Origin of the sequence: Paenisporosarcina cavernae, from assembly GCF_003595195.1 — a bacterium.
Taxonomy (GTDB): domain Bacteria; phylum Bacillota; class Bacilli; order Bacillales_A; family Planococcaceae; genus Paenisporosarcina; species Paenisporosarcina cavernae.
In genome coordinates this window covers 1438498-1463861 of the sequence record NZ_CP032418.1, presented here as the reverse complement: position 1 = coordinate 1463861, position 25364 = coordinate 1438498, and the positions used below count along the sequence as shown (strand labels likewise).

Genomic DNA, 25364 nt, shown 5'->3' with positions numbered 1-25364 from the left:
CGTGAATATTCATATTGTCCAAAAAGGAGACACATTGTGGAAAATTGCAAAAATGCACAATGTTCCGTTTGAAGAAATAAAAAAAGCAAATGCTCATTTGGCAAATCCTGATTACATTGTGCCAGGAATGAAAGTGTTTGTACCGGTTACTGGAGGAAAACCAACAACATCGACCTTACCTACAGTAGATATTCCTAAAAAAATGGAAAAAACGAAAGCTGAAACGTTGCCAACTGTACCCATACTTGATAGTGATATACATGATACCCAGTTATCTATTCATATGGAAAGCTGGAAATTAGAAGCTTCGACTACGTGGCAAGAAAAACAACCTACTACTCCTGCGCCAGCTCCTATACCGATGAAACCCCCAGTAGCGAAAGCCGTTCAGCAACCTGAAATGCCGAAAGCGCCAATTGCTCCAAAACCGACAGCCCCAATGCAAAAGCCCTTATGCGGTTGTCAAATGAATCCACCGAGACCTTGTACGTGTAGAATGATGCAACAAAATATGAGTCAACAAGTCCAGCCCCCAATGCAACCAACGTATACATCACCAGAGATGAACACGAATGCTGCACCCTATCCTGGAGAGTATCCAATGCTACCACCTGGAATGCAAGCTCCGCCACCAATGTATTGTTGCGCATGTCATTGTCAGCTAGTTCCGATTCACCCAGCTTACTATCCTGGCCAACACCCTTATTTCATGTGAATCCGACAAGACGAATTCAGTTGAAAGAAAATGTGTGGCGAGTGGAATCAGGGACAAAGAAGAAAAGTTTAAAAAGGTACGATTCGTATTATCTTTTCCAAAAAGTAGTCGATATTCATCAATCCCTAAGTGAGATAAACTTTCCACATATTCTTCCGCTATCCTCTGATTTTACGTCACTTGAAATTATGCAACCATGGGTACAAACAAACAGTGTTCATCAGTTCGAATCGTCCGTTATCCGAAAAAGAGCTTGGAATGCGCTCAAAAAACTGCATAACACAAATCGAGTGATCGATTGGCAAAACGTGGGAAACATCCCTCCTTTTGATTTAATAAAGAAGTGGTCATATCGCATTGATCAATTTCATAAATATCAAGATTTCATTGAACATTATCTTGGAAAAAAGTTATTTCAATTGATCGCATCTTCTGCATCCACGTTTACTGAAAAATTGACGCCTTTTTCGACTGACTCCAACACACTGTTGCATGGAGATATCGTCCATCACAATTTTATTTTTGCAGAAAAAGAAACGTATTTAATCGATTTTGATCTCGCTTGCCTGGGAAATGAAAAGCAGGAAGAAATTCTATTGTTTCACCGATTTTTGCCTTATATGAATTATCATCTTCCGCAGCTTATCTACGAGTTTCCGGAAGCGGAAGAATTGGTCGATTATTTGAAAATACCTAATGAAATTATGAGAGAGTGGATTTACGCAGCAAAACTTCCAGAAAGTCAGTTGCCAATTGCTATTCCAAGGTTAAGGGCTTTTACGCAGAAGGCAATGCCTCAATTTCAAAATTTGTGGTACAATTAAGTGGAGAGAACGTCCACATAAGTATGCGCGGTCGCGATTGCGACCGTCTTTTTTTGAAATCATTCTTTCCATTACTAGGAGTCGATCGATTTGTACGATTACATAAAGGGTCAAGTAACAAGAATCACACCAGAATACCTAACGTTAGAGCAACATGGGATTGGATATCAGTTAGCACTACCTAATCCGTATGTCTTTTCCATTTCCTCGGAGGAAGTACAAATTTATACGTATTTGCATGTTCGAGAGGATGCGCAGATTTTATTCGGATTTCCGAATGTCCAAGAAAGGGAAGTTTTTCGGAAGCTTCTTCAAGTCTCAGGAATTGGTCCAAAAGGTGCGTTAGCCATTTTAGCGACAGGGCAACCATCTCATGTAGTCGATGCGATTGAACGAGAAGATGAGGGGTTTCTTGTGAAATTTCCGGGTGTTGGAAAGAAAACCGCAAGACAAATGATCTTAGATTTAAAAGGGAAGTTAGGAGAGTTAACTTCAGCCATTCCTACCGAAGGGATTTTCATGGAAGAGCACATCGGAGGGAAGGTGGACAATCCTTCATTAGAAGAAGCGCTGTTAGCCCTAACGGCACTTGGGTATTCGGAAAAGGAACTAGCAAAAGTGAAACCTATTTTGGAAGAAATAGAGGCATCTTCCACGGATGCATACATGAAAAAAGCACTTCAATTATTATTAAAACTATCGTAGAGAGGAAGGGTCTTATTGGACGAACGAATGGTATCAGGTAGTCAGACGGAATTTGATGATCGTTTTGAACAATCTTTAAGACCTCAATTTCTGTCTCAATATATTGGACAAGATAAAGTAAAAGACAACTTACACATTTTTGTAGAAGCGGCAAAAATGAGGCAAGAAAGTTTAGATCATGTGTTATTATATGGTCCTCCAGGTCTTGGAAAGACAACATTAGCCGCTGTTATTGCGAATGAAATGAATGTACAAATTAAGATGACAAGTGGTCCTGCAATCGAGCGACCGGGCGATCTTGCAGCTATAGTGAGTTCACTTGAACCAGGAGATGTATTATTTATCGATGAAATTCATCGACTAAACCGCTCGATAGAAGAAATTTTATATCCTGCTATGGAAGATTTCTGCTTAGATATTGTCGTTGGTAAAGGACCTACAGCTAGAAGTGTTCGGTTTGAATTGCCTCCATTTACATTGATAGGAGCTACGACAAGAGCAGGAGCTTTATCAGCACCACTTCGTGATCGTTTTGGCGTATTGTTGCGTTTAGAATACTATGAGACGAAACATTTAACACAAATCGTGGAAAGAAGTGCAAGCTTATTTGGAGCGGAAGTGGATTCGATTTCAGCTAGTGAGATAGCTAGTCGATCTAGAGGCACTCCTCGTATTGCAAATCGTTTACTAAAGCGTGTGCGAGACTTTGCTCAAGTGAGGGCAAATGGTTCTATTACGGAAACGATTGCAAAAGAGGCATTAGAGCTATTACAAGTAGACCCTTTAGGATTAGATCATATTGACCATAAATTGCTCCTTCATATGATGGATCGGTTCCAAGGTGGACCAGTCGGTTTAGACACTATCTCAGCAAGTATTGGAGAAGAATCTACGACGATTGAGGATGTGTATGAACCATACTTGTTGCAAATTGGTTTCCTTCAACGAACACCTCGAGGAAGAGTTGTTACGAAGGAAGCATACGATCATTTTGGCCGAGCCTTTATAGAAAAAAAGTAAAAGGAAGAGATATATGCAAGTAGAAGATTTTGATTTTCATTTACCGGAAGAACTTATTGCACAGACACCGTTATTAGACCGTACTGCGAGCAAATTGCTTGTGTTAAACAAACGAACGGGTGAAACTAGCCACGAAAAATTCCCTCAAATATTAGAGGAATTACAAGCAGGAGACTGTCTTGTTTTAAATGATACACGTGTACTTCCAGCACGATTAATTGGACAGAAAAGGGATACTGGCGCTAAAATCGAATTTTTACTGTTAAAACAGGGAGAAACGGACGAGTGGGAAGTTTTAGTGAAGCCAGCTAAACGAGTAAAAATCGGCACTGTTGTCGAATTTGGAGACGGTTTGTTGAAGGCTGAGTGTATCGGGGAGTCAGATCAAGGTGGTCGAAAAGTACGCTTTCACTATGAGGGAATATTTTACGAAATCTTAGATCAACTTGGCTCCATGCCTCTTCCTCCGTACATTAAAGAGCAACTAGAGGATCAAGAGCGGTACCAAACTGTCTATGCGAAAGAAAAAGGCTCTGCAGCTGCACCAACAGCGGGGCTGCATTTCACCCAAGAATTATTATCGCAAATTCGCGACAAGGGTGTCGAAATCGCCTATATTACGTTGCATGTTGGGCTTGGTACATTCCGACCTGTATCTGTGGAAGATGTTGATTCGCATGAGATGCATTCGGAATACTACCAAGTGTCGAAAGAAGAAGCTGCCAAGATGAACAAAGTGAAAGAAAATGGAGGAAGAATTGTTGCCGTAGGAACAACGAGTACTCGAACACTTGAAACAGTTGCAAATGCAAATAATGGAAAAATGATCGAAAATAGTGGTTGGACATCTATTTTCATCTTTCCAGGCTATACATTTCAATTTGTTGATGCACTTTTAACGAATTTTCATTTACCGAAATCGACTTTAGTGATGCTCGTCAGTGCGTTTTCCAAGAGGGAATTTATCCTTCAAGCGTATCAAGAAGCCATTGACAATCGATACCGATTTTTTAGTTTCGGAGATGCAATGTTTATACACGATCCACAGGAAGGAACAAACTCATGACAGCAATCCGCTATGAATTAATTAAAACTGATAAACAAACGGGAGCTAGACTTGGAATAGTCCACACTCCACATGGCTCATTTGAAACACCTACGTTCATGCCCGTTGGGACGCAAGCAACTGTGAAAACAATGGCGCCGGAAGATTTAAAAGTGATGGAAGCAGGAATCATTTTAAGTAATACCTACCATTTATGGCTTCGTCCTGGTCACGAAATTATCCGCGAAGCGGGTGGACTTCACAAATTTATGAACTGGGATCGCGCTATTTTAACGGATTCTGGTGGCTTCCAAGTATTTAGCTTAAGTGAATTTCGTCAAATTGAAGAGGAAGGCGTTCACTTCCGTAATCATTTAAATGGCGATAAATTATTCTTGAGTCCAGAGAAAGCGATTGAAGTTCAAAATGCACTTGGTTCCGATATTATGATGTCGTTTGACGAATGTCCCGCATATCCAGCAACGTATGATTACATGAAAGCAAGTGTAGAGCGTACGTCACGTTGGGCAGAAAGAGGATTAAAAGCCCATGCTAGACCACAAGATCAGGGCTTGTTTGGCATCGTCCAAGGTGGGGAGTTTGAAGATCTTCGTAAGATGAGTGCACAAGATTTAGTGTCACTTGACTTCCCAGGTTATTCTATCGGAGGGTTATCGGTTGGAGAACCGAAAGATGTGATGAATCGAGTGATTGAATTTACAACACCGCATCTACCTGCAAATAAACCTCGTTATTTAATGGGGGTTGGATCTCCGGATTCGTTAATTGATGGAGCTATTCGTGGAATTGACATGTTTGACTGTGTATTACCTACTCGTATAGCTCGAAATGGTACGTTAATGACAAGTCAAGGGCGTTTAGTAGTAAAAGGTGCGAAATATGAACGTGACTTTGGACCAATCGATCCAAAATGTGATTGTTATACATGCAAAAACTATTCTCGTGCATATGTCCGTCATTTAATTCGAACAGAAGAAACATTTGGTCTACGTTTAACAACGTATCATAACTTGTATTTCCTGATGAATTTGATGAAACAAGTACGTCAAGCTATTCGAGAAGACCGTTTACTCGACTTTAAACACGAGTTTTTTGAAGAATATGGGTATAACAAACCGAATGCAAAAAACTTTTAAATTTAGTATACTGAAGAGTATAGAGAGTGAAAGGGGGAAACAAGAGAAATGGAAACGTTAATTGGTTTATCACCCATTATATTGATGTTTGTTGTTATGTGGTTTTTCATCATACGTCCAGCTCAAAAGAGACAAAAGCAAACTGCTTCTATGCAATCTTCTTTAAAACGTGGCGATCGTATCGTAACGGTTGGAGGTCTTCATGGAACGGTTGACGCGGTTGATGACACAACGGTCTTTTTAACAGTTGGTGACAACAATCGCATGCAATTTGAACGTGCAGCAGTAGCTCGCATTCTTTCAGAAACTAACTAGTTAAGATAAAGCTGTAAGAGAACAATTTCGTTCATCTTGCAGCTTTTTTTCGTCTGCAATAGGGAGAAAAGGAAAACGTATGCATGCAGAGATTATATTAAATACATTCAATGTCAGATAATGTTTTTTGTTCTCGTTTAGGAACATGAAAATGTCGAATCGACAGCCTTTTTACTCGAAGTTCGATTAGCTTTTCATCCTTTTTCACATGCTATAGTAGAGGTGAAAAGGATGGAATTATATTTAACAATTGTTTGGAGAACTTTCTTTTTATACGCATTGGTATATATCATTTTACGGTGGATGGGTAAACGAGAAGTAGGAGAACTCAGCATGATAGACTTAGTCATTTTTGTCATGATTGCAGAGGTAGCATCTTTTGCAATAGATGATGTCAAAAGACCTATTCTAGTCGCGGTGCTTCCGATGGTGATGTTACTCATTATTCAACGCACTTTAGCGTTTATTGGCATGAAAAATAAAAAGATTCGTGATTTACTCGATGGTGATCCATCGCTAATTATTCGTGACGGGATACTCATGCAAAAAGAAATGCATAAACAGCGTTATAATTTAGATGATCTTTTTCAACAATTAAGAGAAAAACAAGTCGGCTCTATATCGGAAGTAGCTTATGCATATTTAGAATCTTCCGGGAATCTCTCTATCTTTAAAAAAGGGGAGTCCCTTTTACATTTACCATTAATTGTGGACGGAGAAATTCAACAAAATCATTTAAAAGCCATGCAAAAAACGACGGAATGGCTACAACAATTTCTTGACCAACATCAAGTGGAAGCAAACGATATCTTCTTTGCCGTGTACGAAGAACCAGAGTTTATTTTTCAGTTGAAGGAAGATTCTTTTTAAATAACTCCCATCCCACTTGAAAATCCGTTAATTTAATTTGACGAGAAAGAAGTAACATAAGAATAGCTAACAACAAAGTGACCGAACTGTCAGCGATCCAAGGAAGTTCACCTAATGGCCAAATGACAGGACGTATAAAAATAGTTAAGAGAAAGATGGTATATGTCCAAAAGAAGAAAAAGTATCCAACCCCAGTCTCTTTACGTGTACGCAAAGTGGCGACATGTAAGAAAGTGGTTAGTAATACTCCGAAACCGATCGCTAAAATGGCTCCAAATTCCTCCAAACCAGGACGAGAAGCTAAATAAAATAACAAAAACAATTTTCCGATACCACCAAAAACAGAATTATAAAAAGCAGCTCTTGCCTCATGCAAGGCTTGCAAAATAGCATGCAGAGGGCTTTGAATATAGTAAAAGAAAAATATAGGGGTTAATAAATGCAAGTAATACCCCATAGAAGAAAGATGGAAAAATACTTCGACAATATGCTCCCCGTGTAAATAGAACACCGTTGCAGCTAAACAGCCAGAAACGGCAGAAACTCGTAAGGACAAATGAATTCTTTTTTGTAATAAGCTTTTCTTTTCACGCGCTTTTGCATCACTGACAGCAGGTATTAATGCAACGGATAGAGCATATGGGATAAATGCTGGAAAAAGTAACAATGGGATTAATACACCTGAAATTGTTCCGTATAATTCGCTTGCAGCAACGGCTGTGATCCCCGCTAAACCTAATGCATGTATGAATACAATTGGTTCTAAAAACCATGTAAATGACCCGAAAAGTCTGCTTCCAGAGGATGGTATTCCTATTTGTAAAATTCGTCGAGTAGGATATTGCACTTTTACCGATTTTTTTACGGCGTTCATTTTGTAATGAAAGAATAGATACGAGAGCGAAATTATTTCTGCAATGAGCGTAATCCCCATCGCATATTCCGCACTGGATAATGGGTCGCCAGGATTTAATACGACTGGTAATACAAAGGAGACAAGAACAATTCGGACTACTTGTTCTAGTAGACCAGCCCATGCGGTCACGTCAATTTTATTCATCCCTTGAAGATATCCTTTAATAATACTAGCAACAGTTGAAAAAGGGACGGTTATTAAAGCGATAATTAAAATGGAAGCCAGTGCTTCGTTTTTTAATAACACAGTAGCGATGAATGGCGTTAAAAAATATAAGATCGGTAGTAACACAACACACGATAAACCAAAAAGTGTCCAAGTCTTTTTTGTTAAGGCAGAAACAAGTGAATGTTCTTTCTTCGCTAAATGTTCCGCAGTTAGTTTGGCAATTGCGATAGGAAGTCCGATTTGGACAAATGAAAGAAAAAAGATGAACGTCGGATAAATCGTCGAGTAATAGCCGATCGCTTCTTCCCCAGCAAATTTAACGAATTGCATTCGAAACACAAATCCAAATAGTTTCGATAGAAAAACGGTAAACATTAACACAATGGTTCCTTTTACAAATGACGTCATATGTATCCTTCCTTCTCAAGACAAAGAATTTCCGCTACAATATTTGTATGCTAGTAATACCTCAGATACAACATTCGGAAGGAACGTGAAAAGATGTCGAGCTACGAAGCGGAGATTTATGAAAATGTCTTACCAGCGCTTGAAAGCAAAAAACAAGAATTTCATCTTTACCAATACACAACAGTTTCTGAAAAAGATATATGGAATTATTTGGTCAAAAAAAAATGGCGTAAAAAAAATCTAGCAGACATGCGCTTGTATGAAATAGTGAATGATATTATGGAAACGTCTCCTGCAGCATATATGACACATACTCAAATTGAAGAATTCCGCACTGCCAACTGGTTCTCCGAGTTGAATAAAGAAGAATTAGACGTGTTACTCCAGTCATCTAAATCACAGGAAGACCAAGAGGAAGAAAACGGAAAGTCCATTTGACACGACCCATTCCCTGTTTCATAATGTTAGTGTTGTGCGTTTTTTCGTTGAGGCACGTAGGTGCCACGAAATGAGGAGGAATATTACATATGAAATCAAGAGGCCGAATAATCGCATTTTTACTGCTCATCGTAGTATTTGCGGCTTCGATCAGTACAACCGCTCAAGGTGTACTAAACAATATTAAGCTTGGACTAGATTTGCAAGGCGGTTTCGAAGTCTTGTATCAAGTAGAGCCATTAAAAGATGGAGAGAAAGTTACCGAGGATATGGTAAATGATACGGCAAAAGCATTGCTAAGTCGTATTAACGTGCTAGGTGTCAGTGAACCAAATATCCAGATTGAAAGCGGAAATCGAATTCGTGTTCAATTAGCTGGGGTGAAAGACCAAGCAGCAGCAAGGGAATTGCTTTCTACTCAGGCAAATCTGTCTTTCCGAGATTATGAAGATAATTTAATGTTAGATGGAAATGATTTAAAACAAGGTGGAGCACAAGGGACGTTTGATAATAATGGACGACCAATTGTTTCATTAAAATTAAAAGATCCATCTAAATTTGCGCAAGTAACAGAACAAATTAGTTCCATTCCAGCACCGAATAACGTGCTAGTTATTTGGTTAGATTTTGAGGAAGGCGTCGATTCCTATGCAAAAGAATTGACAGCGGAAGATCCGAAATTCATCTCCAATCCTACTGTAAAACAACGTATAAGTTCTTCAGATGTCATCATTGAAGGCGCGTTTACACCAGAAGAAACAAAAAATCTAGCTGGTATTTTAAATGCTGGTGCACTTCCTGTAAAACTTGATGAAATCTATTCAACATCTGTTGGTGCGCAGTTTGGTGCCACAGCACTTGATAAAACAATATTTGCAAGTATCATCGGTATAGCATTAGTATTCTTATTCATGCTGTTCTATTACCGTCTACCTGGATTTGTAGCAATGATTACATTAAGTGTATATGTCTATTTAATTTTACTTGTATTCCAAGCAATTAATGGGGTACTTACACTTCCTGGTATTGCAGCAATTGTACTTGGTGTTGGTATGGCAGTAGATGCGAATATCATCACATATGAGCGGATTAAAGAAGAGTTAAAAGTCGGAAAATCGATTAAATCTGCGTTCCAAACAGGGGCCAAATCATCGTTCTCTGCTATTTTAGACGCGAATATAACATCTCTCATAGCGGCAGCAGTACTTTTTTATTTTGGTACAAGTTCTGTTAAAGGTTTCGCGTTGATGTTAATCATCAGTATATTAGCAAGCTTTATCACTGCTGTATGGGGATCACGTCTATTACTTGGTTTACTTGTTCAAAGTGGATTCTTTGAAGGAAAACCTTGGTTATTCGGAGTAAAGAAGAACGCGATTCATCCTGCAGAAGAACAATTTGATACGCTTGATTTACCAACAAAGTTTGACCGATTTGATTTTGTTAAATCGAGAAATAAATTCTTTACTGCTTCCATTTTATTAATAATCATCGGAGCTGTTCTACTAAGTATTTTTAAACTGAACTTAGGAATTGACTTCTCTAGTGGTACTCGCGTGGATATCATGGCTGAGCAATCTATTTCTAAAAATGAATTAAGTTCTTTCTTAGAAGAAATTAAACAACCTTCTGACGATATCGTCATATCCGGCGACAATAACAACATTGGAGTTATTCGCTATAAAGAAAACTTTAATCAAGAGGAAGTTAATAAAATCAAAACCGATTTATCGAAAGAATACGGAGGAGATTCTAATGTGAGCACAGTTTCTCCTACAATTGGAAAAGAGCTAGTGAAAAATGCGATTAAAGCGCTAGCAATAGCTGCAATCGGAATCATAATTTACACCGCTCTTCGTTTCGAATGGAGAATGGGTGTAGCGGCTATCGTATCCTTACTACATGATGTATTCTTTATGATTGCTGTATTTAGCATTATCCGTTTAGAAGTAGATATTACATTCATTGCTGCAGTATTAACCATAGTCGGTTATTCAATTAATGACACAATTGTTACCTTTGACCGAATACGTGAAAACATGAATCGATCGAAAAAGATTACGACAGAAGAAGAACTTGCTTCTATTGTGAATAAATCGTTAAGACAAACGTTGGGACGTTCAGTGAATACCGTTTTAACAGTCGTCTTAGTAGTTGTAGCGCTTATCTTATTCGGTGCAGAAGCAATCCGGCCGTTCTCTATCGCCTTATTGATAGGATTAATCGCTGGAACGTATTCTTCCATTTTCATTGCAGCTCAGCTTTGGTTTGTTCTTAAACGTCGTGAATTACGATCAAAAGGACCAATTGATGTTGAAGCGCAAGAGAAAAGATGGGGTTCAGATGAACCAGTCGTTTAATATCTAATAGTTTACGATCCAATAACTGATGGGTATGAGAGGTATAGGAAGTTCAAAAAGGGGATAGAGACATGAAATTTCAATGGTCTTTACTAATGGCATTGCTTTTCGCGGTTATTGTGGCAATTTTTGCAGTGATGAATGTTGATACAGTTCCTGTAAACTATGCGTTTGGAACTGCTGAATGGCCACTTATTTTGGTCATTTTAGGATCAGCATTACTCGGTGCATTGATCAGTGGTTCCGTTGCAATCTTTCGGTCATTTGTTTTACAGCGTAAAGTAAACCAGTTAGAGAAAGAGTTAGCTGAAAAAGAAGGATTACTTGCAACGAAACAAAACGAGATTGCAGCGTATGAAAAAAGTTCTTCTATTCAAGAAGATGCCATCTTAACAGATGAAAATACAACAATTTAATACCATCGAGATACTTTTTCCACTACTTAGATGATGCTATACTTGGTAAAGGAAAAAATGTCACGGATGAATTCAAAAAACACTTTCTTTGTACAAAGAAAGTGTTTTTTATGGGAAGTGAAATTGCATTGCTTAAATCAAAAAAAAGATGGATAACTCCAGAGATTAACGAACAACTTGTCGAACAATTGCAAAAGGAGAGCAATCTCTCTCCTGTTGTAGTAAAATATTTTGTTTCACAAGGAATAACAAATAGTGTGGTAATGAAAGAATACTTGGAAATGGACGAACAATCTCTTCACGATCCGCTTCTTTTATTCCAAATGAAAGAAGCAGTCGAAAGAGTTCAACAAGCAATACAACTTGAAGAAAAAATACTTGTTTACGGAGACTATGATGCAGATGGCATTACGAGTACTTCTGTCATGCTAAGTGCTTTACATGAATTAGGGGCAAATGCTACTTATGAGATACCGAACCGATTTGACCATGGTTACGGTCCATCCCTAAATTTGTTTAAACAAGCGATTAAAGATAATGTTACTCTTATTATCACGGTGGATAACGGTGTTTCAGGTCATGAGGCAATTGAGTTTGCCAGACTGCAAGGGGTAGATGTGATTGTTACAGACCATCATGAAATAGGTGAGACTTTGCCAAATGCCAATTTTATTATTCACCCTCGGCATCCGGAAGGAGTTTACCCATTTACTGAATTAGCAGGAGTTGGAGTAGCGTTTAAGTTTGCCTGTGCTCTTTTAAACCGGGTTCCAGAAGAATTGCTCGATTTAGTTGCAATCGGTACTATTGCTGATTTGGTTTCATTAAAAGGTGAAAATCGATATTTAGTTAAAAAAGGTATTGCAATACTTCAACGCTCTAAGCGTTTCGCGTTACAAGCATTAGCAAATATTGCGGGATTCGACTTACTTAAGGCGGACGAAGAAACAATTGGTTTCGCCATTGGTCCACGACTTAATGCAATAGGAAGACTTGGTGATGCAAAACCTGGCGTTGAATTTATACTCTCTACTTCGATGGATGATGCAACATTTTTAGCTAAAGAAATAGATAAAGCAAACAAAGCAAGACAAGCTATTGTTGCGAAAATGACAGAAGAAGCGACAGAGCTAGCCGAACAAGTTATGACTGAATCGACTAAAGTGTTAGTCATTGCCAAGAGTGGATGGAACCCAGGAGTAGTCGGAATTGTCGCTTCTAAATTAGTCGACAAATATTATTTGCCAACCGTAATTTTAGGAATAGATGATGAAAAAGGGATAGCGAAAGGCTCCGCAAGAAGTATAGAAGGATTTCATTTATTCAACGAATTATCCAAAAATGGGGATATCTTGCCTCATTTTGGAGGTCACCCGATGGCTGCGGGAATGACTCTCCAAAAAGAAGACGTTGACGAACTTCGAACACGTTTAAATGACCAAGCCCAACATGTTTTATCAGATACAGATTTGATTCCAATTGAAAAAATAGACATCACACTCACATTACCGGAAATCTCCGTGAAAGAAATAGAGTCATTTCAACAACTGAAACCATTTGGAATGGACTTTCCGAAACCAATTTTTCACATACAAGAATCCGAAGTTGCTTCTATTCGTAAAATTGGTTCCACATCACAGCATGTAAAAATGGTCGTTGAATCGAATGGTGCAACATTAGATTGTATTGCGTTCTTTAAGAGTTACTTAGCAGACGAATTATATCCTGAAACAAAGATATCATTAATAGGGGATTTACAAATTAATGAGTGGAATGGGAAGAAAAATGCCCAACTTTTAGTAAAAGATGTGAAAGCGCTAGAATGGCAACTTCATGATATTCGTGGGGTCCGACAAGTGAATCGATGGGAACATTTAATTCCTAAAGAAAACTCGATCGTTGTTTATTTTAATCGAGCATCCGTACAACAATTTGAAAGTGTACTTAGCTTGCCTTTACATCATATTGAATCTCTTGAAGAAAGTCTTGATGAAAAAAATGTCGTCTTTCTAGATATGCCAGAATCGGAAAAACAATTAGAAGCAGTATTTACTGCTATTCCAACAACCAAAGTCTACACACATTTTTATGTGTCGGATGATGTTTATTTAGAAAGTATTCCTACCCGCGATCAATTTAAGTGGTACTATGGATTTTTATTAAAACGCGACTCTTTTTATTTGGAAAAACATATTGATGAACTCGCAAAACATAAGGGTTGGAGTAAAAGTAAATTGAATTTCATGACAAAGGTGTTTTTTGACCTTGGTTTTGTTAAAATAAACAATGGACTTGTTGAAACTGTCTCAAATGCACCGAAACGAGACTTAAGTGAATCACTTGTTTATCAAGAACACATGATGAAGTCCGATTTAGCACGAAGACTATTATATGCACCGAAAAAGGAATTGAAAGAATGGTTCGAGCAAAATAATTGGGTGCGAACCGTTTCCGAGGAGGAACAAGAAAGATGGATTTAAAACAATATGTAACAATTGTGGAAGATTGGCCAAAACCAGGAATTCGCTTCAAAGACATTTCCACTATCATGGACAATGGGGAAGCATATAAATATGCAACAGACCAAATCGTAGAATATGCAAAAACGATGGATATTGACATGATTGCTGGTCCTGAGGCTCGTGGATTTATCATTGGTTGTCCTGTTGCTTACGCAATGGGTATTGGTTTCGCACCAGTTCGTAAAGAAGGAAAATTACCTCGCGAAGTAATTCGTGCTGAATATGATTTAGAATACGGTACAAACGTATTAACAATGCATAGAGATTCCATCAAGCCTGGACAACGCGTGTTAATTGTTGATGATTTGCTTGCAACAGGCGGGACAGTGGAAGCCACTATTAAAATGATTGAAGAAATGGGCGGAATTGTCGCTGGATGTGCATTCTTGATAGAGCTTTCATACTTACACGGAAGAGACAAGCTAAAAGGGTATGACATTCGTACGTTAATCGAATATTAATAACTCGATTTATTAGATAAAGCAGTGTAAATTTCAGTGAAACCATGAACAGTGTTCATGGTTTTTTTGATATGCAAATCGCCCAATCCTTGTGCTCGTTGTGTTTTTCTAGCACTGATTTAGATTCGAAAAGCATGGAGGAAATCAGTATAAGAAAAACATCTCCTCGCCCAATCCTTGTGCTCGTTGTGTTTTTCTAATAAAATAGTCTTTATACTAGTTGAAATCGGAATGGAGTCGGGTACAGAAATGGCGAAGGATCAAATTATGACAGCAGAAGATGTGTTCGCGCTTGTCTCGACCTATATGAATGAGGAAAATGTTGAAGTCATTAAGAAAGCATATGAAATGGCGGAGTTTGCCCATAGAGAACAGTTTAGAAAATCTGGTGAGCCATATATTATTCATCCTGTTCAAGTAGCAGGTATATTAGCGGAGCTTCAAATGGACCCTGCAACAGTCGCTGCAGGTTTTTTACATGATGTCGTAGAAGATACAGAGGTTACTCGTGAAAAATTAGTTGAAGAATTTAACGAAGAAGTTGCCATGCTTGTAGAAGGTGTTACGAAATTAAGCAAGATTAAGTATATGTCGAAAGAAGAGCAGCAAGCAGAAAATCACCGAAAAATGTTTGTAGCGATGGCGCAAGATATACGAGTAATCTTAATTAAACTAGCGGATAGACTACATAATATGCGTACGTTGAAATTTCAACCGCTAGAAAAACAACGTCTAAAAGCAGCTGAAACACTAGAAATTTTTGCTCCACTTGCACATCGATTGGGAATTTCAACGATTAAGTGGGAACTTGAAGATATATCGCTCCGTTATTTAAATCCTCAACAATACTATCGGATTGTTAACTTGATGAAGCGGAAGCGTAATGAACGAGAAGATTACTTAACGGAAGTCATGGATGAAATCGATCATCAATTAAAAGATGTTGAAATTGATGCAGACTTGTATGGTCGTCCGAAACATATTTATAGTATTTATAAAAAAATGGTATTACAAAATAAGCAATTTAATGAGATTTATGATCTTATTGCTGTTCGTATTACGGTGAAAAGTATTAAAGATTGTTATGCAGTTCTAGGGATTATTCACACGCTTTGGAAGCCTATGCCTGGCCGTTTCAAGGATTACATTGCTATGCCTAAGCAAAACTTGTACCAGTCGCTTCATACGACAGTTATTGGTCCACTAGGGGATCCGTTGGAAGTTCAAATACGTACGGAAGAAATGCATCGCATTGCTGAATACGGGGTAGCAGCGCATTGGGCGTACAAAGAAGGCAAGAATGTTGATACAAATTCAAACTCCGTTGACTCGAAGTTGACTTGGTTCCGTGAAATCTTAGAGTTTCAAAACGAGTCTTCGAATGCAGAAGAGTTTATGGAATCGTTAAAATTCGATTTATTTTCCGACATGGTTTATGTTTTCTCTCCGAAAGGGGATGTAATGGAATTACCTGCTGGGTCTGTACCCATTGATTTTGCGTATCGAGTTCACTCTGAAATTGGCAATAAAACCATTGGTGCTAAAGTAAATGGCAAGATGGTGCCGTTAGATACGAAATTAAATACAGGCGATATTATTGAAATCCTTACATCAAAACAGTCATTTGGCCCTTCACGAGATTGGTTAAAAATTGCTAAGTCTTCTCAAGCAAAACATAAGATTAAACAATTTTTCAAAAAACAATTACGGGACGATAATGTGCATAAAGGTCGCGAAATGATTGAAAAAGAGATTAAAGCACAAGATTTTGAAGTAAAAGAAGTATTATCGAATGAAAATATTAAACGTGTTTGTGAAAAATTTAATTTCGCAGGCGAAGATGATATGTATGCTGCAGTTGGATTTAACGGTATAACTGCACAGCAAGTTGTCAATCGTCTAGCCGATAAAATGCGGAAGCAACGTGACCAAGAAGAAGCGCTTGAAAAAATCACGCAAGAGATGAAATCGCCGACGATTAAAAAGTCGACGGAATCAGGAGTGGTAGTGAAAGGAATCGATAATTTGTTGATTCGACTTTCTAGATGCTGTAGTCCTGTCCCAGGAGATGAAATTGTCGGGTTCATCACGAAAGGTCGAGGTGTATCTGTTCATCGAGCAGATTGTCCAAACGTACAAGAGTCCAATACAAACGAGCGTTTGATTGACGTCGAATGGGAACATACGAATACACCTACGCGAAAAGAATACCAAGTGGATATTGAGATCTCCGCATTTGATCGTGCTGGTTTGTTAAACGAAGTGATGCAAGTAGTAAATGAATCGAAGACGAATATCTCTGCTGTGAGTGGGAAAGCAGATCGAGACAAAATTGCGACCATTCATATGACGATTATGATTACGAATATAGCTCATCTACACAGAATTGTTGAAAAAATAAAATCGATTCCAGATATTTATTCCGTACAGCGAATAACGAATTGAGGGACATGTCTTGCGTGTAATAATTCAAAAAGTAAAAGAAGCATCGGTAACAGTTAAAGGGAAAATAACAGGTGAGATCGCGTCGGGTTACATGTTGCTCGTAGGAATCACTCACACAGATACGTTGAAAGAACTTGAATATGTAGCAGAGAAAATAGCTCATTTACGTCTTTTTGAAGATGAAGAAGGTAAAATGAATCATTCTTTACTTGATGTTGGTGGAGAGGTCTTATCTGTTTCGCAGTTTACGTTATACGCGGATACGACGAAAGGCAGACGTCCTAGTTTTGCGAAAGCTTCGCCAGGGGATCATGCGGAGCCTTTATGGAATTCATTTAATGAGCTTTTGCGAAATAAAGGGTTAAACGTAGAGACCGGAATTTTCGGAGAAATGATGAATGTCTCTTTAATAAATGATGGACCAGTAACCGTCATTGTAGAATCGAAATAAACGTACTAAAATAATATGTAACAAAAAAATCCGATCAATTATTCGATATTCTGACAAGAATATCGAGATTGATTGGATTTTTTTGCATATTCACATTTTCTTTTGTTTATCTAATTTTCTGTCGCTAATTGCTGGTCAAAAAATGCAATGATACCATCATAAATGCCAATTGTTGCTTGTTCACGAAATTGCTCCGTGACAAGAGTTCGCTCTTCGGAAGGGTTACTTAAGAATCCAAGTTCAATTAAGATTGCTTTTTGTTTATTCTCACGAAGCACTAAATAATTTCCCCGTTGCACACCACGGTCTCGCAAGGAAATTTTTGTTTTCAATTGCTCATGAACGGCTTGCGCTAATTCTTTCTGGTAGGAATTTAAATAGTACGTGGTGAAACCATTGATGGAACTACTATCGGTCGCATCATAATGAAGAGAAATAAATGCATCCGCTGATTGCTGATGTCCAATGGATACACGCTTACGTAAGCCTACATAAGTATCTGATTCACGAGTTAATACGACATTAGCACCCGCTTGTGATAACTTCGAATATAATAGTTCTGCAGTTTGTAAGGTAATACCTTTTTCCTCTGTACCTCTTGCACCTGTCGTTCCATGATCATTGCCTCCGTGACCGGGATCAATGACAATTGTTACTCCATTAAGTGTCCCTTTTTTTCGCTTTTCAACAGGCTTTTCCGAGACACTTTTTTCCTCACTCGAGACGACCCAATTCGCCAAGTACGCAGTACCGAATGAAGAGTCGTCTATTTTATACCAACCTCCTTCATTTCCACTAACAGTAAACGTTTCTCCAGCACTAGCTCTATAAACAACTTCACTATTAGTAGAGGGTTCTTTACGTACATTTGTGCCGTTATAAACCACGGTTACTGTCTTAGATTCTATTTTGGTTTTTGTCGAAGAGGTAGGGGGGAGTTCGCTTTCTGTTCCATAAAAACTAAACACCCATCCCGTGTTTTTACTATTGAGTTGGATTTTCACCCAATTCGTTTTACGATCTAAAATGGTAAATCGATCACCTTTTATTACCGTGCCAACTTTTTTTGCAGATAGATCCGCTTTCGAACGTACGTTTAATGCGGAAACCTTTACTTCAAAAGAGGGATTGTCTACTTTTTCAGGTGTTGGTTTATTGTTGTTTTGTGTTTCTTTTGTTATGTATTTGGAAGCAACAAATCCTTGTTGTCCCTGAAAAACTACTTCTGTCCAATCCCCGTTTGTTTGAACAAAGGATGCCTCATTTCCCGCATTCATTTGCGTTAATACTGCAGCGTTTAAGGAAGCTTGGGAGCGGACATTTAATTTATTTACCTGAGAAATAACGGTATATACTTTTTCTTGTGTAGACGATTTTTTGCTAGTTGTATACCAAGAAGCAACCCATCCTTTTGTGGTAGCTGTTTCAATTTGGTACCAGTCATTTTGCTTATCTAAAACGCGATACGTATCGCCTTTTTTCACTTGATCAACAATCGCGTAGGCTAAACCAGGACCATTTCGAACCTTTAAAGTGGGAACATTAATTTCTATTTCAGGATCTTGTGCATAACTAATGGTAGGTATGGTTGTCGAAAAAAGTAAGAATAAGATACATAAAAACAATCGCAATTTTTTCCAACAGATCAAATCAGTTCCTCCTTTTCATCTCATTTCGAATAATTTTATAAATCAATGCAAAAAACATTGACATGTCTAACGTGTCTCTTTATGATAAGGTATAATCTAGATATAACACAATGCCGATGACCAGAAAAGTAGTTTTTGGAATCACTCTCAAGAGAGGGAAAGACTAGGCTGAAATCTTTCCTATTGGTGCCCATCAACGAACAACACCTGATAGGATTTTTGTCGAAAAATAGTTCTGCTATTTACTAGGCAAAAACGGAACCGACCGTTATCCGGAATGAAGAGGATATGCAACTGCATATCAATTAGGGTGGAACCGCGGAAGTTAATCATAACTCTCGTCCCTTGCACAGTTTGTGCAAGTGGCGGGAGTTTTTTTATTTACCTAAATGGATAATCGTTTGAAGCTTGTAAGGAGGAGAAAATACAATGATACAAATTCCTAGAGGAACGAAAGATTTACTACCAGAGGAAACTGCCAAATGGCAAGTTATTGAAAAAGTAATTCGTGATACTTGTGATGTGTTTCAATACAAAGAAATCCGTACCCCGATTTTCGAGCACACAGATTTGTTTACGCGCAGCGTAGGTGACACAACGGATATCGTGCAAAAAGAGATGTACACCTTTACCGATCGTGGAGATCGCTCCTTAACACTTCGCCCGGAAGGTACTGCATCGGTTGTTCGTTCGTATGTGGAAAATAAAATGTTCGGTTGGGTGAATCAACCAGTTAAACTGTATTATTTAGGACCAATGTTTCGATATGAAAGACAACAAGCAGGTCGCTATCGCCAGTTCGTTCAATTTGGCATTGAAGCGATTGGAAGCAATGATCCTGCAATTGATGCGGAAGTTATGGCATTGGCAATGTCCGTTTATAAAAAAATGGGACTTGAAAAAGTGAAGTTAGTTTTGAATTCATTAGGGGATGCCGAAAGTCGAAACGCGCACAAAGAGGCACTTATTCAACACTTTGAAGGAAGAATTGGGGAATTTTGTTCCGATTGTCAAAGTCGTTTAACCAAGAATCCTCTACGAATTTTAGATTGTAAAAAAGATCGAGACCATGAATTAATGGCCACTGCACCAAAATTACCGGACTACTTAAATGAAGATTCGAAAAACTATTTTGAAAAAGTTCAAGCTTATTTAAACGAATTGGATATTCCATTTGAATTAGATCCTAACTTAGTTCGAGGATTAGATTATTATAACCACACTGCCTTTGAAATTATGAGTGAGGGAGAAGGATTCGGGTCTATTACTACACTCGCTGGTGGTGGCCGTTATAATGGCTTAGTTAGTGAATTGGGTGGTCCTGATGACACACCAGGAATTGGTTTTGCGATGAGTGTTGAGCGACTATTGTTAGCGCTTGAAGCAGAAGGAAAAGCTGTACAAACTATAGAAAACGTATCATTTTATATCGCGGCGATGGATGAAGAGTCGAAAGTCGCGGCGGTTAAGCTTACTCATAATTTGCGTGTAAACGGAATATCTGCCGAAACAGATTACTTAAATCGAAAAGTGAAAGCTCAAATGAAATCTGCGGATCGTCTGGAAGCAACATACGCAATTATAATAGGCGAAACAGAAATGGAGACCGGAATTGCAAAGGCGAAAAATTTACAAACTGGTGAGTCAGTAGAATTTTCACTAGCAGATGGGTTAAATGAGCTAAAAAAATTGGTGTCATAAATTCAGGAGGAATGAACATGAGTAAACGTACACATAGTTGTGGAGAAGTTTCAGAAGACCAAATTGGACAAAGTGTAACATTAAAAGGATGGGTACAAAAACGCCGGGACTTAGGTGGATTAATATTTGTCGACTTAAGAGACAGAAATGGAATTGTACAAATTGTGTTTAATCCTGATCAGTCGGATGAACTAATGGTTGTTGGGGACAAACTACGGAATGAGTTTGTTGTTGAGATTCAAGGGGAAGTTGTAGCTAGACAGGATGGCCAAGTAAACCCAAACATGAAAACAGGAAAAGTAGAAGTGATTGCAACAAAAGCAGCGATTATCAATGAAGCAAAAAATCCTCCTTTTGCCATTGAAAATAAGACAGATGTGAGCGAAGACCTTCGTTTAAAGTATCGTTACTTAGATCTTCGCCGTCCAGCGATGTATGAAACGTTTAAAATGCGTTCAGACATTTCAAGAACGATCCGAAATTTTTTGACAGACGAACAGTTTTTAGAAGTAGAAACACCAATTTTAACGAAGTCCACACCAGAAGGTGCTCGTGATTATTTAGTTCCAAGTCGAGTTCATGAAGGTGAATTTTATGCCTTGCCTCAATCGCCTCAGTTATTTAAGCAAATGCTGATGGTTTCTGGCTTTGAAAAATATTACCAAATTGCACGTTGCTTTAGAGATGAGGATTTGCGTGCAGATCGCCAACCAGAATTTACACAAATCGATATGGAAATGAGTTTTATGTCGATGGACGAAATCTTGGAATTAAATGAACGAATGATGCAACGAGTGATGAAAGAGGTAAAAGGCATCGATATTACGATTCCATTCGCTCGCATGACATACCAAGAAGCGATGAATCGTTTTGGATCGGATAAACCTGATGTGCGTTTTGGTTTAGAATTAATTGATTTGTCGGACGCTATGAAAGATTCCTCTTTTAAAGTATTTACTTCAGCAATTGAGAACGGTGGACAAGTAAAAGCGATTAATGTAAAAGGTGCATCAGAAAACTATTCTCGAAAAGATATCGACTCATTAGGTGAATTTGCAAGTAGATATGGTGCGAAAGGTTTAGCATGGATGAAAGTGACGGAAGAAGGTCTAAATGGCCCTATTGCTAAATTCTTTGAAGGCGAAAAAGCTACTTCCTTGCTAGAAAGCGTAGATGGAGAAAGCGGAGATTTACTAATATTTGTCGCAGATAAGCCATCTATTGTTGCGGATGCACTTGGAGCTCTACGCTCAAAATTAGGTCGTGATCTTCAATTAATTGATGAATCAACTTTTACGTTTTTGTGGATCATCGATTGGCCACTTTTTGAGTATGATGACCAAGAAGGACGTTACTATGCAGCACATCATCCTTTTACTATGCCTTTTGAAGAAGATTTGGCATTAATGGATTCGGCTCCTGAAAAAGTTCGAGCTCAAGCTTATGACTTAGTATTAAATGGCTATGAATTAGGCGGCGGTTCTCTGCGTATTTATTCCCGTGAAGTACAAGAAAAAATGTTCTCTATTTTAGGGTTTTCAACAGAAGAAGCGAAAGAACAATTTGGTTTCTTATTAGAAGCTTTTGAATATGGAACACCTCCTCATGGTGGTGTGGCATTTGGACTAGACCGTATGGTCATGTTACTCGCAGGAAGAACTAACTTACGCGATACAATCGCATTTCCGAAGACGGCTAGTGCAAGTGATATCTTAACAGCAGCTCCAAGTGCTGTTTCCGATGCTCAGTTAAAGGAATTGAGTCTTTCGGTTCAAATTCAGAATGATCAGAAAACAGACGGCGATAATGCTTGAAAAAAGCAGTAAATGATGATACGATACTTGTAACACGAATCCTGATGTGTTCGTTTTATTTCAATCGATTTTGACCGAACAATACTATCGTCGGGAACTTTTCTTTTATGGTAGCGAGCACGCCCCCAGGGGACGCTTTAAGTCATAAAGAGGGTACCCACCTGCTGAGTGCGGGTTCAAAACGATATGCTTTCAATGACGGCACGATTGGGATTCGTCTTACTTAACCAATTAACCCTCTAGCACTATGCTAGAGGATTTTTTTCGACTTAAAGACGAGTATTCAGATAGAGATTGTGAGGGTAAAAAGGTGTTAAATCAATTTTCAAGGAACGAATTAGCAGTTGGTAAAGAAGGATTAGAAAATTTAAAAAATACTACAGTTGCTATACTTGGAATCGGCGGCGTTGGATCCTTTGCTGCTGAGGCATGTGCAAGAAGTGGTATCGGGAGAATTATATTAGTTGATAAAGATGACGTAGACATAACGAATATAAACCGTCAGTTAGTAGCATACATGTCGACTATCGGTCGCTCGAAATCTGAAGTGATGAAAGAGCGAATTGCAGATATTAATCCAGAGTGTGAGGTACATGATTTACATATGTTTTACACAGAGGAAACATATGAAAAATTTTTTGACATGAAACCTGATTACGTAATCGATGCTTCCGATACAATTATGTTTAAAATACACTTAATGAAAGAGTGTTTAAAACGGAATGTCAAGATTATTTCGAGTATGGGAGCTGCGAACAAAACTGATCCAACACGTTTTAAAATCGCAGATATTAGCAAGACCCATACAGATCCTATTGCGAAAGTGATACGAACGAAACTACGTAAAGACCGCATCCACAAAGGGATTCCTGTTATTTTTTCCGATGAAAGTCCTATTATTGTACGAGAAGATGTCGTTCAAACTGTCGGAAAACCAGAAGCGGAAATTCGGAAAGCAAAAATGCCACCTTCTTCGAACGCTTTTGTTCCTTCTGTAGCCGGTTTAATCGCTGCTTCTTGGGTTGTAAATGACATCAATAAAGATATCCCTTTAAAACGAGTATAAAAAATCGACCACTGCCTTCAAAGGAGTGGTCGATTTTTCACTTTTCAGCTTGCTTTCGAAATGTTTGAAGTTTTTCATAAATCTTTGCTTTTTTCACTTCTTCGCCAGCTAAGACTGGCGTGTAGAAAGTTGATTTTACTAATTTGTCGGGTAAGTACGACTGAGCATTCCAGCCACCAAATGTTCCGATAGGGGTATCATGCGGATACTGGTAACCTCCGTGACCAAGTGCAGCTGCACCAGCATAATGGGTATCTTTTAAATGATTCGGAATGTCTGCAATCGATCCTTCTTCAATAGAGCGCATTGCCTGATCAATGGCTTTATAGGCAGAATTCGATTTCTCAGATAATGCCATTTCGACAACTGCATTGGCCAATGGAATTCTTGCTTCTGGCATTCCGAGCCTTTCTGCTGATTGAACTGCTGCTAGTACTCGTTGACCAACATCTGGATTTGCCATGCCTATATCTTCGTACGCCATCACCAAAAGTCTCCTATTCACAGCTATTAAATCACCTGATTCCAGTAGGTGTGCTAAATAGAACATAGCTGCATTTACATCACTTCCGCGTACAGATTTTTGAAGTGCAGATAATAGGTTGTAAAAATGGGATCCATTTTTATCTCCAAAAACTCCTATACGTTTCATTAATTGTGTCAAAAGAGAATCTTCAATAAGTAAAACGCCATTTTCTTCATCACTTGCACTTACAACGGATTCCAACAAAGTTAGTGCTTTTCTCGCATCACCAGAAGCCGCTATTGCGATAGATTCGATTTGTTCTTCTGTAATTTGTATCTCCTGTTTCCCTAACCCTTTCGACTTATCTGTTAGTGCTCTTTTTAACAATGTAACAGTATCTTTTGTTTCCAAACGACTTAATTGCTTAATTTCACCACAACGAGATCGTATAGCTGGGTTAACATCGTGAAATGGATTCTCTGTTGTTGCTCCAATTAAAATGATTGAACCGTTTTCAACATGTGGAAGCAAAGTATCTTGTTGAAGTTTATTGAAGCGATGAATTTCGTCTAAAAACAGGATGACTTTTCCTTGTAAACGTGCTTCATCGACAATTGTTTCTACATCTTTTTTTCCAGCTCTTGTGGCATTTAAGGCATAGAAAGGTAGATTACTGGAACCAGCAATGGCGTATGCGAGTGACGTTTTTCCTGTTCCCGGAGGACCATATAGAAGCATAGATGGCACATGTCCATGTTGTATCATTTTGTAAAGTGCAGTCGATGGTCCAATAATTGCATCTTGTCCGACTACTTCATCAAGTGCTGTTGGTCTCATTCGATACGCTAAGGGTTCTTGGTGCATATAAGACAACTCCAATCCGTACATCTGTTCTATTAATTATAGAAGGTAACTTGCGAAAAGTCATTTCACAGGGAATATGCTTGAATTATGATATACTATGGAAAGTTATTTTGTCGTATTCAGGAGTGAAAAATAGATGAAAATTTCAACAAAAGGTAGATACGGTTTGACCATCATGATTGCGCTTGCCAAAACGTATGGACAAGGGCCAGTGCCACTTAGACAGATCGCATCCGAGAACGATTTGTCGGAAGCCTATTTAGAACAATTAGTATCGCCGCTTCGTAATCATGGTTTAGTGAAAAGTGTACGAGGTGCATATGGCGGATATATGCTTGGAAATGAACCAAGTGCTATTTCAGCTGGTGATGTAATTCGTGTTTTAGAAGGTCCTATTCAACCCGTCGAAGGAATTGAAGAGGAAGCTGCTGCACAGAAACATTTATGGATTCAAATAAGAGATGCTGTTAAAAACGTATTAGATACAACAACAATAGAAGACTTAGCAAATTATACAGACACGGATTTAGATGATGGGTATATGTACTACATTTAAGGAGGAGAAACA

The 25364-nt window shown here is 38.4% G+C and carries 22 protein-coding genes, 1 other RNA gene and 1 other annotated feature; of the genes, 20 read left to right on the top strand and 3 right to left on the bottom strand.

Annotated features, from left to right (window positions below; all coding sequences use genetic code 11):
• The first annotated feature begins 1 nt into the window (after window position 1).
• From D3873_RS07445 to D3873_RS07410, 8 genes are all read left to right on the top strand, one after another.
• The gene (locus D3873_RS07445; protein WP_119883472.1) at window positions 2-715 is read left to right on the top strand and encodes a LysM peptidoglycan-binding domain-containing protein; all 714 of its coding nucleotides are present in this window, start codon (window positions 2-4) and stop codon (window positions 713-715) included.
• Window positions 716-735: 20 nt separating this feature from the next.
• Window positions 736-1539 (top strand): phosphotransferase, encoded by an 804-nt coding sequence (locus tag D3873_RS07440; protein ID WP_162920164.1) that lies wholly within the window; start codon window positions 736-738, stop codon window positions 1537-1539.
• Window positions 1540-1629: 90 nt separating this feature from the next.
• A complete protein-coding gene (gene ruvA, locus D3873_RS07435) occupies window positions 1630-2244 on the top strand; it encodes a Holliday junction branch migration protein RuvA (protein ID WP_119883470.1) in 615 nt (204 codons plus the stop codon).
• A gap of 15 nt (window positions 2245-2259) precedes the next feature.
• The gene (ruvB, locus tag D3873_RS07430) at window positions 2260-3264 is read left to right on the top strand and encodes a Holliday junction branch migration DNA helicase RuvB (protein WP_119883469.1); all 1005 of its coding nucleotides are present in this window, start codon (window positions 2260-2262) and stop codon (window positions 3262-3264) included.
• Between the two features lie 13 nt (window positions 3265-3277).
• Window positions 3278-4330, top strand: a complete 1053-nt coding sequence (queA, locus tag D3873_RS07425) for a tRNA preQ1(34) S-adenosylmethionine ribosyltransferase-isomerase QueA (protein WP_119883468.1) — start codon at window positions 3278-3280, stop codon at window positions 4328-4330.
• On the top strand, window positions 4327-5466 hold the full coding sequence (tgt, locus tag D3873_RS07420; RefSeq protein ID WP_119883467.1) for a tRNA guanosine(34) transglycosylase Tgt: 1140 nt from the start codon (window positions 4327-4329) through the stop codon (window positions 5464-5466). The genes queA and tgt overlap by 4 nt, the downstream gene beginning before the upstream one ends.
• A gap of 48 nt (window positions 5467-5514) precedes the next feature.
• Window positions 5515-5781, top strand: coding sequence for a preprotein translocase subunit YajC (gene yajC / locus D3873_RS07415; RefSeq protein ID WP_119883466.1), 267 nt, complete (start codon window positions 5515-5517; stop codon window positions 5779-5781).
• Between the two features lie 231 nt (window positions 5782-6012).
• Window positions 6013-6651 (top strand): DUF421 domain-containing protein, encoded by a 639-nt coding sequence (locus tag D3873_RS07410; protein ID WP_119883465.1) that lies wholly within the window; start codon window positions 6013-6015, stop codon window positions 6649-6651.
• Here the strand turns inward: D3873_RS07410 and D3873_RS07405 are convergent.
• The gene (locus tag D3873_RS07405; protein ID WP_119883464.1) at window positions 6620-8143 is read right to left on the bottom strand and encodes a putative polysaccharide biosynthesis protein; all 1524 of its coding nucleotides are present in this window, start codon (window positions 8141-8143) and stop codon (window positions 6620-6622) included. The two genes, D3873_RS07410 and D3873_RS07405, sit on opposite strands and share 32 nt — an antisense overlap.
• 93 nt (window positions 8144-8236) lie before the next feature.
• On the opposite strand from D3873_RS07405, the gene D3873_RS07400 reads away from it, so the two are divergent.
• The 7 genes from D3873_RS07400 (at window position 8237) to dtd (ending at window position 17236) form a co-directional block, all read left to right on the top strand.
• Window positions 8237-8581: a post-transcriptional regulator gene (locus D3873_RS07400; protein ID WP_119883463.1), complete on the top strand. Its 345-nt coding sequence runs from the start codon at window positions 8237-8239 to the stop codon at window positions 8579-8581.
• Window positions 8582-8670: 89 nt separating this feature from the next.
• Window positions 8671-10941: a protein translocase subunit SecDF gene (secDF, locus tag D3873_RS07395; RefSeq protein ID WP_119883462.1), complete on the top strand. Its 2271-nt coding sequence runs from the start codon at window positions 8671-8673 to the stop codon at window positions 10939-10941.
• Window positions 10942-11012: 71 nt separating this feature from the next.
• Entirely contained in the window at window positions 11013-11357 is a 345-nt protein-coding gene (locus D3873_RS07390; RefSeq protein ID WP_119883461.1) for a LapA family protein, read from the top strand.
• A 110-nt stretch (window positions 11358-11467) separates the two neighbouring features.
• Window positions 11468-13837, top strand: coding sequence for a single-stranded-DNA-specific exonuclease RecJ (gene recJ / locus D3873_RS07385; protein ID WP_238473756.1), 2370 nt, complete (start codon window positions 11468-11470; stop codon window positions 13835-13837).
• Window positions 13828-14340, top strand: a complete 513-nt coding sequence (locus tag D3873_RS07380; protein ID WP_119883460.1) for an adenine phosphoribosyltransferase — start codon at window positions 13828-13830, stop codon at window positions 14338-14340. The genes recJ and D3873_RS07380 overlap by 10 nt, the downstream gene beginning before the upstream one ends.
• Before the next feature lie 249 nt (window positions 14341-14589).
• Window positions 14590-16785 (top strand): RelA/SpoT family protein, encoded by a 2196-nt coding sequence (locus D3873_RS07375; protein ID WP_119883459.1) that lies wholly within the window; start codon window positions 14590-14592, stop codon window positions 16783-16785.
• Window positions 16786-16795: 10 nt separating this feature from the next.
• The gene (gene dtd, locus D3873_RS07370) at window positions 16796-17236 is read left to right on the top strand and encodes a D-aminoacyl-tRNA deacylase (protein WP_119883458.1); all 441 of its coding nucleotides are present in this window, start codon (window positions 16796-16798) and stop codon (window positions 17234-17236) included.
• A 110-nt stretch (window positions 17237-17346) separates the two neighbouring features.
• Here the strand turns inward: dtd and D3873_RS07365 are convergent, their stop codons facing one another.
• On the bottom strand, window positions 17347-18885 hold the full coding sequence (locus D3873_RS07365) for an N-acetylmuramoyl-L-alanine amidase family protein (protein ID WP_119883457.1): 1539 nt from the start codon (window positions 18883-18885) through the stop codon (window positions 17347-17349).
• Window positions 18886-18992: 107 nt separating this feature from the next.
• Window positions 18993-19234 (top strand) — a binding site (T-box leader).
• A gap of 80 nt (window positions 19235-19314) precedes the next feature.
• Between D3873_RS07365 and hisS the strand changes: the two genes are divergently transcribed.
• The 4 genes from hisS (at window position 19315) to D3873_RS07345 (ending at window position 23466) form a co-directional block, all read left to right on the top strand.
• Window positions 19315-20586, top strand: coding sequence for a histidine--tRNA ligase (gene hisS / locus D3873_RS07360; protein WP_119883456.1), 1272 nt, complete (start codon window positions 19315-19317; stop codon window positions 20584-20586).
• A 17-nt stretch (window positions 20587-20603) separates the two neighbouring features.
• Complete coding sequence (gene aspS, locus D3873_RS07355; protein ID WP_119883455.1) at window positions 20604-22400, top strand: aspartate--tRNA ligase; 1797 nt, start codon at window positions 20604-20606, stop codon at window positions 22398-22400.
• Window positions 22401-22435: 35 nt separating this feature from the next.
• Window positions 22436-22618: non-coding RNA, 6S RNA (gene ssrS, locus D3873_RS07350), on the top strand.
• 92 nt (window positions 22619-22710) lie between these two features.
• On the top strand, window positions 22711-23466 hold the full coding sequence (locus D3873_RS07345; protein WP_119883454.1) for a tRNA threonylcarbamoyladenosine dehydratase: 756 nt from the start codon (window positions 22711-22713) through the stop codon (window positions 23464-23466).
• Between the two features lie 37 nt (window positions 23467-23503).
• Here the strand turns inward: D3873_RS07345 and D3873_RS07340 are convergent, their stop codons facing one another.
• Window positions 23504-24796: a replication-associated recombination protein A gene (locus D3873_RS07340; RefSeq protein WP_119883453.1), complete on the bottom strand. Its 1293-nt coding sequence runs from the start codon at window positions 24794-24796 to the stop codon at window positions 23504-23506.
• 136 nt (window positions 24797-24932) lie between these two features.
• Between D3873_RS07340 and cymR the strand changes: the two genes are divergently transcribed.
• Window positions 24933-25352, top strand: coding sequence for a cysteine metabolism transcriptional regulator CymR (gene cymR, locus D3873_RS07335; RefSeq protein ID WP_119883452.1), 420 nt, complete (start codon window positions 24933-24935; stop codon window positions 25350-25352).
• Window positions 25353-25364: the final 12 nt, after the last annotated feature.

Coding starts and splice junctions, on each gene's coding strand:
- queA (WP_119883468.1), top strand. CDS start 3,278: ATGCAAGTAGAAGATTTTGATTTTCATTTACCGGAAGAACTTATTGCA.
- tgt (WP_119883467.1), top strand. CDS start 4,327: ATGACAGCAATCCGCTATGAATTAATTAAAACTGATAAACAAACGGGA.
- yajC (WP_119883466.1), top strand. CDS start 5,515: ATGGAAACGTTAATTGGTTTATCACCCATTATATTGATGTTTGTTGTT.
- D3873_RS07410 (WP_119883465.1), top strand. CDS start 6,013: ATGGAATTATATTTAACAATTGTTTGGAGAACTTTCTTTTTATACGCA.
- D3873_RS07405 (WP_119883464.1), bottom strand. CDS start 8,143: ATGACGTCATTTGTAAAAGGAACCATTGTGTTAATGTTTACCGTTTTT.
- D3873_RS07400 (WP_119883463.1), top strand. CDS start 8,237: ATGTCGAGCTACGAAGCGGAGATTTATGAAAATGTCTTACCAGCGCTT.
- secDF (WP_119883462.1), top strand. CDS start 8,671: ATGAAATCAAGAGGCCGAATAATCGCATTTTTACTGCTCATCGTAGTA.
- D3873_RS07390 (WP_119883461.1), top strand. CDS start 11,013: ATGAAATTTCAATGGTCTTTACTAATGGCATTGCTTTTCGCGGTTATT.
- recJ (WP_238473756.1), top strand. CDS start 11,468: ATGGGAAGTGAAATTGCATTGCTTAAATCAAAAAAAAGATGGATAACT.
- D3873_RS07380 (WP_119883460.1), top strand. CDS start 13,828: ATGGATTTAAAACAATATGTAACAATTGTGGAAGATTGGCCAAAACCA.
- D3873_RS07375 (WP_119883459.1), top strand. CDS start 14,590: ATGGCGAAGGATCAAATTATGACAGCAGAAGATGTGTTCGCGCTTGTC.
- hisS (WP_119883456.1), top strand. CDS start 19,315: ATGATACAAATTCCTAGAGGAACGAAAGATTTACTACCAGAGGAAACT.
- aspS (WP_119883455.1), top strand. CDS start 20,604: ATGAGTAAACGTACACATAGTTGTGGAGAAGTTTCAGAAGACCAAATT.
- D3873_RS07340 (WP_119883453.1), bottom strand. CDS start 24,796: ATGCACCAAGAACCCTTAGCGTATCGAATGAGACCAACAGCACTTGAT.
- cymR (WP_119883452.1), top strand. CDS start 24,933: ATGAAAATTTCAACAAAAGGTAGATACGGTTTGACCATCATGATTGCG.